This is a genomic window from Rossellomorea vietnamensis (genome assembly GCF_008180615.1).
Taxonomy (GTDB): domain Bacteria; phylum Bacillota; class Bacilli; order Bacillales; family Bacillaceae_B; genus Rossellomorea; species Rossellomorea vietnamensis_D.
The window spans coordinates 22,517-37,399 of sequence record NZ_VTEH01000022.1; the positions used below are offsets into that span (position 1 = coordinate 22,517).

Below are 14,883 nucleotides of genomic sequence, written 5' to 3' on the forward strand. Positions count from 1 at the left end.
GCGGGCTTTTTTGTTCTGTTAGTTGATAGAACCAGGCGGGTACATCCTTTGTGCAGATAATCGGGTGATCACCCCGGATGGGAGGCTTGTAATGACGAATCATTATTATTCCCGCACACCTGAGGTGAAAAGCGATCCTCAAATGATAGAGATAGTGTTGAGAGATTTTAAATTCCGCTTGAAAACGGATCAAGGTGTTTTTTCAAAGAAAGAAATCGATTTTGGTTCCCGTCTTCTAATTGACTCATTTGCCGAAAATGGACAGGACGGCCCCCTGCTGGATGTAGGGTGCGGATACGGACCAATCGGTCTTTCGATGGCGAAAAGTTTTCCCGGCCGCACGGTGCATATGGTTGATGTCAATGAACGCGCACTGGGACTTGCAAAAGAAAATGCTGAAAAAAACGGGATACACAATGTGTCTATTTATGAGAGCAGCTGCTTCGAGAAGGTTAACGAGAAGGAATTCTCAGCGATTCTTACCAATCCGCCAATCCGCGCGGGCAAATCAGTTGTTCACGAAATACTTGAAGACAGTTATAACCATTTGATTGAAGGCGGAGAGTTGTGGGTTGTTATACAAAAGAAACAAGGTGCAGCCTCAGCCGAAAAAAAGATGGAAGATATCTATGGAAATGTTGAAATAGCAGCCAAGAAAAAAGGCTATCAGATTTTAAAATCCGTAAAAGAAAATTAATTGACGTAACATAGGGGCTATGTTAGTATTATAAAATGCAAAAATATTATTTTCCGGTATTATGTCCATATGTATAAAGTTTGGATTATATGGAAAAGATTATAAAATAATAGCTCGTTATGTGGAAAATGAGGTTTTATGGAGTAAAACCCTTTTTCTTTTTGTCTTATAGTAGAGTGGTTGTACTACTTTAAGACATATAGAGGCAACCAAAACGTTTGATTTGAGGGGTGAATCAGTTGACAGGTCAACTAGTTCAGTATGGACGACACCGCCAACGCAGAAGTTTTGCGCGTATCAGTGAAGTATTAGATTTACCAAATTTAATCGAAATTCAAACATCCTCCTATCAATGGTTTCTTGATGAGGGATTAAGAGAGATGTTTCGCGACATTTCTCCGATTGAGGACTTCACTGGTAATCTTTCCTTGGAATTTATTGATTATAGCCTTGGGGAGCCAAAGTACTCGGTGGAAGAATCAAAAGAGCGAGATGTAACATATTCAGCGCCGTTAAGAGTCAAAGTCCGTTTGTTGAACAAGGAAACCGGCGAAGTTAAAGACCAGGATGTATTTATGGGCGATTTCCCGCTGATGACAGAAACGGGAACGTTCGTGATCAATGGTGCTGAACGCGTTATTGTATCACAGCTTGTTCGATCGCCTAGTGTTTACTTCAGCGGCAAAATGGACAAAAACGGCAAGAAAGGCTTCACTGCTACCGTTATTCCAAACCGCGGTGCGTGGCTGGAATATGAAACAGATGCGAAAGATGTAGTGCATGTGCGTATTGACCGCACACGTAAATTACCGGTAACGGTTCTAATGCGTGCACTTGGGTTTGGTTCTGATCAAGAAATCATCGATCTTATTGGTGATAATGAGTATATCCGCAATACTCTCGAAAAGGATAACACCGAGGGTATCGAGAAAGCGCTTTTGGAAATCTATGAGCGCCTTCGTCCGGGTGAGCCGCCTACAGTAGAAAATGCAAAGAGTCTCTTGGTTTCACGTTTCTTTGATCCTAAAAGATATGATCTTGCAAATGTAGGGCGCTACAAAATGAATAAAAAGCTGCATATCAAAAACCGTTTGTTCGGACAGACACTGGCTGAAACGCTTGCTGATCCGGAAACAGGGGAGATTGTGGCAGAGAAGGGCACAGTGCTTGACCGACGTGCTCTGGACAAAGTCATTCCGTACTTAGAAAACGGCATCGGCTTCAAAACCTATCAGCAGGCTGGCGGCGTTTTGGAAGATGATGTAGTTCTTCAGTCTATTAAAATCTATTCTCCTAATGAAGAGGGAGAAAAAGAGATCAATGTTATCAGTAACGCATTTGTAGAAGAAGAAATTAAGAATATCACACCTGCTGATATCATTTCTTCTATCAGTTACTTCTTTAACTTGCTGCACGGAGTCGGTGACACCGATGATATCGACCACCTGGGCAACAGACGCCTTCGTTCTGTTGGTGAATTGCTTCAAAACCAATTTAGGATCGGTCTTTCCCGTATGGAACGTGTTGTTCGCGAGAGAATGTCCATTCAGGATGCGAACACGATCACTCCTCAGCAATTGATCAATATTCGTCCTGTTATTGCATCTATTAAAGAGTTCTTTGGAAGTTCTCAGCTTTCTCAGTTCATGGATCAAACGAACCCGCTGGCTGAACTGACTCACAAGAGACGTCTTTCAGCATTAGGGCCAGGCGGTCTTACACGAGAACGCGCAGGCTTTGAAGTCCGTGACGTTCACTACTCCCACTACGGGCGTATGTGTCCGATCGAAACACCAGAGGGTCCGAACATTGGACTGATCAACTCTTTATCTTCATTTGCAAAAGTGAATCGTTTCGGTTTCATTGAAACTCCTTACCGCCGTGTCGATCCTGACACAGGGAAGGTAACGAACCGTATGGATTACTTGACTGCAGACGAAGAGGATAACTATGTTGTAGCACAGGCGAATGCACGCCTGAGTGACGACGGTTCTTTCCTTGACGATGAAGTCATCGCCCGTTTCCGCGGGGAGAATACAGTTGTTAAACGTGAGCGCATCGATTATATGGATGTATCACCTAAGCAGGTTGTATCTGCTGCAACAGCTTGTATTCCTTTCCTTGAGAACGATGACTCTAACCGTGCCCTTATGGGAGCGAACATGCAGCGACAAGCTGTGCCTCTGATGAATCCTGAATCCCCGATTGTCGGGACAGGGATGGAGCACGTTTCCGCTAAGGATTCCGGTGCTGCTGTCATCTGTAAGCATGAAGGCATCGTAGAGCGTGTAGAAGCGAAACAAGTTTGGGTGCGCCAGATTAAAGAAATTGATGGCCAGGAAGTTAAAGGCGATCTAGATAAATACAGAATGCAGAAATTCATCCGTTCCAACCAGGGAACATGTTACAACCAGCGCCCGATCGTAAGTGAAGGTGACAGGGTGACAAAAGGTGAAATTCTTGCAGACGGCCCTTCAATGGAAAAAGGTGAACTTGCTCTTGGGCGTAATGTAATGGTTGGTTTCATGACATGGGACGGTTACAACTATGAAGATGCCATCATCATGAGTGAACGCCTTGTGAAGGATGATGTTTATACATCCATCCACATTGAGGAATATGAATCAGAATCCAGGGATACAAAGCTTGGACCTGAAGAAATCACCCGTGATATCCCGAATGTCGGTGAAGATGCGCTTCGCAATCTTGATGAACGCGGAATTATCCGTGTCGGTGCAGAAGTGAAAGACGGAGACCTGCTTGTCGGTAAAGTGACGCCTAAAGGTGTAACTGAACTTACAGCTGAAGAAAGACTGCTTCATGCAATCTTCGGTGAAAAAGCACGTGAAGTCCGTGACACATCTCTTCGTGTACCTCACGGAGGCGGCGGTATCGTACTGGATGTTAAAGTCTTCAACCGTGAAGACGGAGACGAACTTCCTCCAGGTGTAAACCAGCTTGTCCGTGCTTATATCGTTCAGAAACGTAAGATCTCTGAGGGAGATAAAATGGCAGGGCGACATGGTAACAAAGGTGTTATCTCGCGTATCCTTCCTGAAGAAGATATGCCGTTCCTTCCAGATGGAACACCGATCGATATCATGTTGAATCCGCTTGGCGTTCCATCCCGTATGAATATCGGACAGGTGCTTGAGCTTCATCTTGGTATGGCAGCGAGATACCTGGGAATTCATGTAGCATCACCAGTATTTGATGGTGCGCGTGAGGAGGATGTCTGGTCCACTATCGAAGAGGCAGGCATGGCGAGAGATGCCAAGACTGTCCTTTACGACGGACGTACCGGAGAACCATTCGATAATCGTGTGTCGGTCGGTATCATGTATATGATCAAACTTGCTCACATGGTTGACGATAAGCTTCATGCCCGTTCAACTGGGCCGTACTCACTTGTTACACAGCAGCCGCTGGGCGGTAAAGCCCAATTCGGCGGACAGCGTTTCGGTGAGATGGAAGTATGGGCTCTTGAAGCATACGGAGCCGCTTATACACTGCAGGAAATTCTTACAGTCAAATCGGATGATGTTGTCGGTCGTGTGAAGACTTATGAAGCTATTGTCAAAGGTGAAAATGTACCTGAACCAGGTGTTCCGGAATCATTCAAAGTATTGATCAAAGAACTTCAAAGTTTAGGTATGGACGTTAAAATCCTTTCAAGCAATGACGAAGAAATCGAAATGCGTGACATGGAAGATGAAGATGAATCACAGCAGGCAGATACTTTAAATATCGCAGACAAGGATCAACAAGAATCCGAAACAGTTGGGTCGAAAGAATAGCCGGATTCGGAGCAATTAGGGTTAGAACCTGTAGATTAAAAGGGAGGTAGGCCCCTTGCTAGATGTTAATAACTTTGAATATATGAAAATCGGCCTTGCATCACCTGACAAGATTCGTTCTTGGTCATTTGGTGAAGTCAAGAAGCCGGAAACAATCAACTATCGTACGTTAAAACCTGAAAAGGACGGTTTGTTCTGCGAGCGTATTTTCGGACCAACGAAGGACTGGGAATGCCACTGCGGAAAATACAAGCGTGTCCGTTATAAAGGTGTAGTCTGTGACCGATGCGGAGTAGAGGTTACAAAAGCAAAAGTGCGCCGTGAAAGAATGGGGCACATCGAGCTTGCTGCACCTGTATCGCATATCTGGTACTTTAAAGGAATTCCAAGCCGTATGGGACTTGTCTTAGACATGTCCCCCCGTGCTTTGGAAGAAGTCATCTACTTCGCTTCCTATGTAGTAACAGAGCCGGGAGATACTGCTCTTGAGAAAAAGCAGCTTCTTTCTGAAAAAGAATATCGTGCATACCGTGAAAAATACGGTGTGAAGTTCCAGGCAGCTATGGGTGCCGAGGCAATCAAAAAAATCTTACAGGACATCGACCTCGATAAAGAAGCCGATTTTCTGAAAGAGGAATTGAAAACTGCTCAAGGCCAGCGCCGTACTCGTGCAATCAAAAGACTGGAAGTAGTCGAATCATTCAGGAACTCAGGAAATGATCCTGACTGGATGATCCTTGATGTTCTGCCAGTAATCCCTCCAGAGCTGCGCCCGATGGTACAGCTTGACGGTGGACGCTTTGCGACATCAGATCTTAATGATCTGTATCGCCGTGTAATCAACCGTAATAACCGCTTGAAGCGTTTATTGGATCTTGGCGCACCGAGCATCATTGTTCAAAATGAAAAGCGTATGCTTCAAGAAGCAGTAGATGCACTGATCGATAATGGACGTAGAGGCCGTCCTGTAACGGGTCCTGGTAACAGACCGTTAAAATCCCTTTCTCATATGCTTAAAGGGAAACAGGGACGTTTCCGTCAAAACCTTCTTGGAAAGCGTGTTGACTACTCAGGCCGTTCCGTAATAGTTGTTGGTCCTAACCTGAAGATGTATCAGTGCGGACTTCCTAAAGAAATGGCCCTTGAATTGTTCAAACCTTTCGTTATGAAGGAACTTGTCGAAAAAGGCATTGCGCACAACATTAAAAGTGCGAAACGCAAAATCGAAAGAATTCAGCCTGAAGTATGGGATGTCCTTGAAGAGGTAATCAAAGAGCACCCTGTTCTGCTTAACCGCGCCCCGACTCTTCACAGACTGGGAATCCAGGCGTTTGAACCGACATTGGTAGAAGGAAGGGCAATCCGCCTTCACCCGCTTGTGTGTACTGCTTATAACGCAGACTTTGACGGTGACCAAATGGCGGTCCATGTACCTTTATCAGCTGAAGCGCAGGCTGAAGCAAGAATGCTGATGCTCGCAGCTCAAAATATCCTTAACCCGAAAGACGGTAAACCGGTTGTAACTCCATCACAGGATATGGTTCTAGGTAACTACTACCTGACAATGGAACGCGAAGGTGCCAAAGGGGAAGGAACCACTTACAGCAATGCTAACGAAGCTCTGATTGCCTACCAGAACGGTTATGTGCACTTGCACTCCCGTATCGCAGTAGCAGCATCATCGCTTAACAATAAAACGTTCACTGAAGAACAAAATAAACAGCTTCTTTTGACTACTGTCGGAAAAATTGTCTTCAATGAAATTCTTCCTGACAGCTTCCCGTTTATCAATGAACCTACTCAGAGCAACCTGGAAACAGTAACTCCTGAGCAGTACTTCGTTGATCCAAATACGGACATCAAAGAAGAGTTTAAAAATAGAGAACTGATTAATCCATTCAAAAAAGGATTCCTTGGGAATGTTATCGCTGAAGTCTTCAAACGCTTTGCGATCACAGAAACATCCCGTATGCTTGACCGCATGAAGGACCTTGGATTCAGATACTCTACTAAAGCAGGTATCACTGTTGGTATCGCTGATATCGTCGTACTGGCCGAGAAAGAAGAGATTCTGACAGAAGCTCAATCCAAAGTGGACAACGTTCTGAAGCAGTTCAAGCGTGGTCTGATTACAGAAGATGAGCGCTATGACAGAGTAATCTCTATCTGGAGTGCTGCCAAGGATACAATCCAAGGCAAACTAATGGCTACACTAGACCGAAGCAACCCGATCTTCATGATGAGTGACTCAGGTGCCCGTGGTAATGCATCCAACTTCACTCAGCTTGCAGGTATGCGCGGACTCATGGCCAACCCGGCTGGACGTATTATCGAACTTCCAATCAAGTCAAGTTTCCGTGAAGGTCTGACAGTACTAGAGTACTTCATCTCCACTCACGGTGCCCGTAAAGGTCTTGCCGATACGGCGCTTAAAACAGCTGACTCTGGTTACCTTACACGCCGTCTTGTTGATGTTGCACAGGATGTCATCGTCCGTGAAGAAGATTGCGGAACGGACCGCGGCCTTCATGTTGCATCCATCAAAGATGGCACCGAAATCATCGAACCGCTTGAAGAGCGCCTGATCGGAAGATATTCCCGCAGAGCGATCAAGCATCCATCCTCGGATGAAGTGATGGTTGAGGAGAATCAACTTATTACTCAGGATCTTGCCAAGGCTATCATTGATGCCGGCATTGAAACCGTATATATCCGCTCCGCATTCACTTGTAATACGCGCCATGGCGTGTGTGAGAAGTGTTACGGCACCAACCTTGCTACCGGCCAAAAAGTCGAAGTCGGGGAAGCTGTCGGTATCATTGCAGCACAATCCATCGGTGAGCCGGGTACACAGCTTACGATGCGTACCTTCCATACAGGAGGGGTTGCAGGAGACGATATCACTCAGGGTCTTCCGCGTATCCAGGAGATCTTTGAGGCCCGCCATCCAAAAGGGCAGGCTGTCATCTCAGAAATTGAAGGTGTCATTACTTCCATTTCCGAAGGCAAGGACCGTCAATATGAAATCACAGTACAAGGCGAAGTGGAAACAAGGACTTATACTGCTCCGTATACGGCCCGCTTGAAATATGGTGTCAATGATCGAGTAATCAGAGGTGAGGGAATCACTGAAGGTTCCATTGATCCTAAAGAACTATTGAAAGTCAAGGACGTAAACGCAGTGCAGGAGTACCTGCTTCGTGAAGTACAAAAGGTTTACCGTATGCAGGGTGTTGAAATCGGCGATAAGCACGTAGAAGTTATGGTACGTCAAATGCTGAGAAAAGTCAGAGTAATCGATGCAGGTGAAACCGAAGTTCTGCCTGGTACATTGCTCGACATCCACCAGTTTACGGATGCCAACGAAAAAGCCATTCTTGATGGGGATATACCTGCAACCGGCCGTCCGGTACTGCTCGGTATTACAAAAGCCTCTCTTGAAACAGATTCATTCTTGTCTGCAGCATCCTTCCAGGAGACAACACGTGTCCTTACTGATGCGGCGATCAAAGGCAAGCGCGATGAATTGCTCGGCTTGAAAGAAAATGTCATCATTGGTAAACTTGTTCCGGCTGGAACAGGTATGCAGCGTTACCGCAGAGCAGAACCATTGATGGAACAAAAAGAAGAAACAGTAACAGTAGAATAATTTATAATGCGCAGCGTTAAAAAATATCTGCAGGAATTTTAATATGATTTGACCGCTTTTCTGCTTCACTCTTTGATTGGAGCGTAAGGTGTACGATCTCCTGCGGGAAAAGCTCGACAGGTGAGACCCCGGAGGCAAAGCTGAGGAGGCTCACCGCGAGCCCCGCGGAGTCGTACACCTGGAGCGGAAATCATGAAAATTAGTTTCTAGATGAACTATAACCGCCCGCACTTATAAAAATATTCATTTCTGTTGTTGACAATAGTTTTTTAAGATGATAATATATTCAAGGTTGCTCCTATACTGTAACCTGTTACTTTGGAGGATGAAATAATGTCTTATGAAAAAGTATCACAGGCTAGTGAAATCATTGTAGGAACAAAGCAGACAGTCAAAGCTCTTAAAAATGGACTTGTAACACAATTGGTCGTAGCTGATGATGCTGATCACAAAGTAACTTCCAAGGTAATACAAGCAGCCAATGAGATGGATGTTCCAGTGGCACGAGTTGATTCCATGCGAAAGCTGGGGAAGTCATGCGGAATTGAAGTTGGAGCGGCAGCTGTTGCTATTATTAAGTAAAATAGTTTTTGCAGTTAGAGATCTGCAAAGACTTTGTTTTTACACAAAAATGAACCACCTGGATGTGTGGGCTTATAAAATATAAGAAGGGAGGATATTTACATGCCTACTATTAATCAATTAGTGCGTAAACCACGCCAGTCTAAATCAACAAAGTCAACTTCACCAGCGTTGAATAAAGGTTACAACAGCTTCAAAAAAGTAAACACTAACCTTTCTTCTCCACAAAAGCGCGGTGTTTGTACTCGTGTTGGTACAATGACTCCAAAGAAACCAAACTCAGCGTTGCGTAAATACGCTCGTGTACGTTTAACTAACGGAATCGAGGTAACTGCATACATTCCTGGGATTGGCCATAATCTTCAAGAGCACAGTGTCGTGTTAATCCGCGGCGGACGTGTAAAGGATTTACCAGGGGTACGCTATCACATCGTTCGCGGTGCGTTGGATACAGCTGGTGTTGAAGGCCGTATGCAAGGCCGTTCTAAATACGGTACTAAGCGTCCTAAAGCAGCTAAAAAATAATAAAGAACTAATTTAACGAATAGATTATTTTCGTTGAAAGGAGGAAAACACATGCCACGTAAAGGTCCTGTAGCAAAAAGAGATGTACTTCCAGATCCAATGTACAATTCCAAATTAGTTTCTCGTCTAATCAACAAAATTATGATTGACGGTAAGAGAGGTAAAGCTCAAAAGAAACTATACGCTGCGTTTGATCTAATCAGCGAGCGTTCTGGCAAAGATGCTATGGAAGTATTCGACCAAGCTCTTAAAAATATCATGCCGGTATTGGAAGTAAGAGCACGTCGTGTTGGTGGTGCAAACTACCAAGTACCTGTAGAAGTTCGTCCAGAGCGTCGTACTACTTTAGGTCTTCGTTGGTTAGTAAACTACTCTCGTCTTCGCGGTGAAAAGACGATGGAAGAGCGTTTAGCTAATGAAATCCTTGATGCAGCAAACAACACAGGTGCTTCTGTTAAGAAGCGTGAAGATATGCACAAAATGGCGGAAGCAAACAAAGCGTTTGCTCACTACCGTTGGTAATCTTCTACTATATAAAATAATTTTCATTAATGGAAGGAGAAAGACGACATGCCTAGAGAGTTCTCCTTAGAAAAGACTCGTAATATCGGTATCATGGCTCACATCGATGCTGGTAAAACAACTGCAACAGAGCGTATCCTTTTCTATACTGGACGTATTCACAAAATCGGTGAAACTCACGAAGGTGCTTCTCAGATGGACTGGATGGAGCAGGAGCAGGAACGTGGAATCACGATCACATCTGCTGCGACAACAGCATCTTGGAAAGACCATCGTATCAACATCATTGATACACCAGGACACGTAGACTTCACTGTTGAGGTTGAGCGTTCCCTTCGTGTACTTGATGGTGCAGTAGCAGTTCTAGACGCTCAGTCTGGAGTTGAGCCTCAAACTGAAACAGTTTGGCGCCAGGCAACGACTTACGGCGTACCTCGTGTAGTATTCGTAAACAAGATGGATAAAATCGGTGCTGACTTCCTATACTCTGTAGGAACTATGCATGACCGTCTTCAAGCGAACGCACATCCTATTCAGCTTCCAATCGGTGCTGAAGACGATTTCGAAGGAATCATCGACCTTGTAGAAATGAAAGCTTACTTCTATGAAGATGATCTTGGTACACGTGCTGACGCTCGTGAAATTCCTGATGAGTATAAAGATCAAGCAGAAGAATACCGTGGTAAACTAATTGAAGCGGTTTCTGAACTTGACGAAGAATTAATGATGAAATATCTTGAAGGAGAAGAACTTACGAACGATGAATTGAAATCTGCTATCCGTAAAGCAACTAACACAGTAGAATTCTATCCAGTACTTTGTGGTTCTGCCTTCAAAAACAAGGGAGTTCAGCTGCTAATCGATGCTGTCATCGATTATCTTCCGGCTCCAACTGATGTTGCTGACATCAAGGGTATGCTTCCTGATACAGAAGAAGAGGTTACTCGTCCATCAACTGACGATGCTCCATTCTCTGCATTGGCATTTAAAGTAATGACAGACCCTTATGTTGGTAAGCTGACGTTCTTCCGCGTATATTCCGGAACACTTGATTCTGGTTCTTACGTACAAAACTCTACGAAAGGCAAGCGTGAGCGTGTAGGACGTATCCTGCAAATGCATGCTAACTCTCGTGAGGAAATCTCAACAGTATATGCTGGAGATATCGCAGCTGCTGTTGGATTGAAAGATACATCAACTGGTGATACTCTATGTGATGAAAAGAGCCTTGTAATCTTGGAATCCATGGAATTCCCAGAGCCTGTTATCTCTCTATCTGTTGAGCCTAAATCTAAAGCTGACCAAGATAAGATGACGACGGCACTTCAAAAACTTCAAGAAGAAGATCCTACATTCCGCGCGCATACTGACCAGGAAACTGGACAGGTTATCATTGCGGGTATGGGAGAACTTCACTTGGATATCATCGTGGATCGTATGAGACGCGAATTCAAAGTTGAAGCTAACGTAGGTGCTCCTCAAGTATCTTATCGTGAAACATTCCGCGGATCTGCTAAAGTTGAGGGTAAATTTGCCCGTCAATCAGGTGGTCGTGGACAATTCGGTCACGTTTGGATTGAATTCTCTCCAAATGAAGAAGGAAAAGGCTTCGAATTCGAAAATGGTATTGTTGGTGGGGTTGTTCCTCGTGAATACATCCCAGCAGTACAAGCTGGTCTAGCAGACTCTATGGAGAATGGCGTTATTGCCGGTTATCCATTGATCGATGTAAAAGCAAGACTAGTCGATGGTTCTTACCATGACGTCGATTCTTCTGAAATGGCTTTTAAAGTAGCTGCATCACTTGCACTTAAAAACGCAGTTTCTAAGTGTGATCCAGCAATCCTTGAGCCAATGATGAAAGTTGAAGTTGTTATCCCAGAAGAATACATGGGTGACATCATGGGTGATATCACATCCCGTCGCGGACGTGTAGAAGGTATGGAAGCTCGCGGTAACGCACAAGTAGTTAAATCCTTCGTCCCACTTTCTGAAATGTTTGGTTATGCAACTTCATTGCGTTCTAACACGCAAGGTCGCGGAACATACTCTATGCACTTCGACCATTATGAAGAAGTTCCAAAATCAATCGCTGAAGAAATCATCAAAAAAAATAAAGGTGAATAATTGATTTATTCGCTGTAATCAAGTATAAATACTAGTGTAAGCTATGGTGTCTAAGAAGGTGGTACCCCCGCCTTCTGGCAGCCATATAAAATATACTTAATTTTTTATAATTTAAAGGAGGATTTCCAAATGGGTAAGGAAAAATTCGATCGTTCCAAGGAACATGCTAATATCGGTACAATTGGTCACGTTGACCATGGTAAAACTACATTAACAGCTGCTATCACGACTACTTTGCATAAAAAGTACGGCCGTGGAACAGCTATGGCTTATGACCAAATTGATGGTGCTCCAGAAGAAAGAGAGCGTGGTATCACAATCTCTACTGCACACGTTGAGTACGAAACAGATACTCGCCACTATGCACACGTTGACTGCCCAGGACATGCTGACTACGTTAAAAACATGATCACTGGTGCTGCTCAAATGGACGGCGGAATCCTAGTTGTTTCTGCTGCTGATGGCCCAATGCCACAGACTCGTGAGCACATCCTTCTTTCTCGCCAAGTTGGTGTACCATACCTAGTAGTATTCATGAACAAATGTGATATGGTAGACGACGAAGAGTTGCTTGAACTTGTAGAAATGGAAGTTCGTGACCTTCTATCTGAATACGATTTCCCTGGTGATGATGTACCAGTAATCAAAGGTTCTGCTCTTAAAGCTCTTGAAGGAGAAGCTGAGTGGGAAGAGAAAATCTACGAACTAATGGAAGCTGTTGACAGCTACATCCCAACTCCGGAGCGTGACACTGAAAAGCCATTCATGATGCCTGTTGAGGATGTATTCTCAATCACTGGCCGTGGTACAGTTGCAACTGGACGTGTAGAGCGTGGACAAGTTAAAGTTGGAGACACTATCGATATCATCGGTCTTTCTGAGGAGCCAAAATCTACTACTGTAACTGGTGTAGAAATGTTCCGTAAGCTTCTTGACTATGCAGAAGCTGGAGACAACATCGGAGCTCTTCTTCGTGGTGTAGCTCGTGAAGACATCCAACGTGGTCAAGTACTTGCTAAGCCAGGTACAATCACTCCACACACAAAGTTCAAAGCTGAAGTTTATGTTCTTTCTAAAGAAGAGGGTGGACGTCACACTCCATTCTTCACTAACTACCGTCCTCAGTTCTACTTCCGTACAACTGATGTAACTGGTATCTGTAATCTTCCTGAAGGCGTAGAAATGGTTATGCCTGGAGATAACATTGAAATGACTGTTGAACTAATCTCTCCAATCGCTATCGAAGAAGGTACTAAATTCTCTATCCGTGAGGGTGGACGTACTGTAGGCGCTGGAGTAGTTGCTACTATCCAAGAGTAGTCTTTACTCTTAGATTAATACTAAAGCAGATGGGATCCGGAGCCCATCTGCTTTTTTATATGGTTTGATTATATATTTGTAGAAATCATTCAGGAGCTCAAATGAAAATCCACATTATTTTAGAGTTATTAAAACATAAACACCATGCTAAAAACTAAAATCCTCATTATAATAGGGTGTTTAGTCAGTAAACACCATACTAAAAAGGAAAATCCTCATTATAATAGGGTGATTAGCCAGAAAACACCATGCTAAAAACAAAAATCCTCATTATAATAGGGTGTTTAGTCAGTAAACACCATACTAAAAAGGAAAATCCTCATTATAATAGGGTGTTTAGCCAGTAAACACTATACTAAAAAGGAAAATCCTCATCATAATAGGGTGATTAGCCAGTAAACACTATGCTAAAAAGGAAAATCCTCATTATAATAGGGTGTTTAGCCAGAAAACACTATGCTAAAAAGGAAAATCTTCATTATAATAGGGTGATTAGCCAGTAAACACCATGCTAAAAGGGAAAATCCTCATTATAATAGGGTGATTAGCTTGTAAACACTATACTAAAAACGTAAAAGCAGCTTATAATAGGGTGAATAGCTTGCATCCTTTGTGACAGTAAAAATAGCCTTTCACCATTGAAAAGAAACCCCAGAACAAGAAAGCTACACAAAAAAGCCTATTCTTCCAATGAAACAAACTATACAAACCATTGGGTAACTGAAATAGTTTAGAATACTGGACAATGAACTTTGACACGTTAAGAGTCAGAAGAATAAAGATAAATAACTAATAAGACTAAGGTAAGATACTGCGATCCTTTCTTAAACAATGAAAATCCCATATGAGTAACCTATCTTAAAACCTTTCCCCCACCTAAACCCAAACTAAAAGACAAACTCCTTCTATTATAAGTAACAGGCATTGAACAGGTATCTCTCTAATTTACTCACTACACAAATGTTCTATAAAAGTCGCAGTTTTTATCCTTCTATAGATAAACAACTAAAAAACAAAGTACTATTATGGAAACTCGCCAACTGATGTCTGTCTATGTTAAGAAGATTGACTCGAAAACCTATTTCTATAGAAATATTTTGTAATCTCGTCTCCCCCTTGCAATCACCCATATAAATTTGTATAATTGTAAAAGTGCTCTAATCACAAAGATATTCAAGAAAATGTTGCATATCTCCCGTGAATTAGTTATAATAGACAATGTTGGTCTTTGACTGCGATGAAATGGAAGGTTGCTGACACACCCGGCCGCTTTGCCATGGCGAGTGTGTGGGAAATTTCCATGGAGAATGTCTATCTTAAAGTAGGCGATAAAGGAGGGAAAATAATGGCAAAACAAAAAATTCGTATCCGTTTAAAAGCGTATGATCACAGAATTCTGGATCAATCTGCAGAGAAAATTGTTGAAACAGCTAAGCGTTCTGGTGCGGCAGTGTCCGGCCCGATTCCGCTTCCGACTGAGAAGTCAATCTACACAATTCTTCGTGCGGTCCATAAGTACAAAGATTCTCGTGAGCAGTTCGAAATGCGTACGCATAAACGCTTAATCGATATTGTTAACCCAACACCACAAACGGTTGATGCGCTAATGCGTTTAGATCTGCCATCTGGTGTCGATATTGAAATCAAATTATAATTACTATACA

The 14,883-nt window shown here is 43.4% G+C and carries 9 protein-coding genes; all 9 read left to right on the forward strand.

The window, feature by feature from the left end; genetic code table 11:
* The first annotated feature begins 91 nt into the window (after positions 1-91).
* The 9 genes from FZC79_RS20335 to rpsJ all read left to right on the forward strand — a co-directional run bounded on the left by FZC79_RS20335 (position 92) and on the right by rpsJ (position 14,873).
* Positions 92-697 carry a class I SAM-dependent methyltransferase gene (locus FZC79_RS20335; RefSeq protein WP_148948531.1) on the forward strand — a complete coding sequence of 202 codons (606 nt, stop codon included), beginning with the start codon at positions 92-94 and terminating at the stop codon, positions 695-697.
* 239 nt (positions 698-936) lie between these two features.
* On the forward strand, positions 937-4,494 hold the full coding sequence (rpoB, locus tag FZC79_RS20340) for a DNA-directed RNA polymerase subunit beta (protein ID WP_148948532.1): 3,558 nt from the start codon (positions 937-939) through the stop codon (positions 4,492-4,494).
* 55 nt (positions 4,495-4,549) lie between these two features.
* Positions 4,550-8,143, forward strand: a complete 3,594-nt coding sequence (gene rpoC / locus FZC79_RS20345) for a DNA-directed RNA polymerase subunit beta' (protein WP_148948533.1) — start codon at positions 4,550-4,552, stop codon at positions 8,141-8,143.
* Positions 8,144-8,476: 333 nt separating this feature from the next.
* Positions 8,477-8,725 carry a 50S ribosomal protein L7ae-like protein gene (locus tag FZC79_RS20350; protein ID WP_148948534.1) on the forward strand — a complete coding sequence of 83 codons (249 nt, stop codon included), beginning with the start codon at positions 8,477-8,479 and terminating at the stop codon, positions 8,723-8,725.
* 102 nt (positions 8,726-8,827) lie between these two features.
* Positions 8,828-9,250: a 30S ribosomal protein S12 gene (gene rpsL / locus FZC79_RS20355; protein ID WP_113929750.1), complete on the forward strand. Its 423-nt coding sequence runs from the start codon at positions 8,828-8,830 to the stop codon at positions 9,248-9,250.
* A 51-nt stretch (positions 9,251-9,301) separates the two neighbouring features.
* The gene (gene rpsG, locus FZC79_RS20360; protein ID WP_113929751.1) at positions 9,302-9,772 is read left to right on the forward strand and encodes a 30S ribosomal protein S7; all 471 of its coding nucleotides are present in this window, start codon (positions 9,302-9,304) and stop codon (positions 9,770-9,772) included.
* A 48-nt stretch (positions 9,773-9,820) separates the two neighbouring features.
* On the forward strand, positions 9,821-11,899 hold the full coding sequence (gene fusA / locus FZC79_RS20365; protein ID WP_148941931.1) for an elongation factor G: 2,079 nt from the start codon (positions 9,821-9,823) through the stop codon (positions 11,897-11,899).
* A 129-nt stretch (positions 11,900-12,028) separates the two neighbouring features.
* Positions 12,029-13,219 (forward strand): elongation factor Tu, encoded by a 1,191-nt coding sequence (tuf, locus tag FZC79_RS20370; protein ID WP_113929753.1) that lies wholly within the window; start codon positions 12,029-12,031, stop codon positions 13,217-13,219.
* A gap of 1,345 nt (positions 13,220-14,564) precedes the next feature.
* Positions 14,565-14,873 carry a 30S ribosomal protein S10 gene (gene rpsJ, locus FZC79_RS20380; RefSeq protein ID WP_034676072.1) on the forward strand — a complete coding sequence of 103 codons (309 nt, stop codon included), beginning with the start codon at positions 14,565-14,567 and terminating at the stop codon, positions 14,871-14,873.
* Positions 14,874-14,883: the final 10 nt, after the last annotated feature.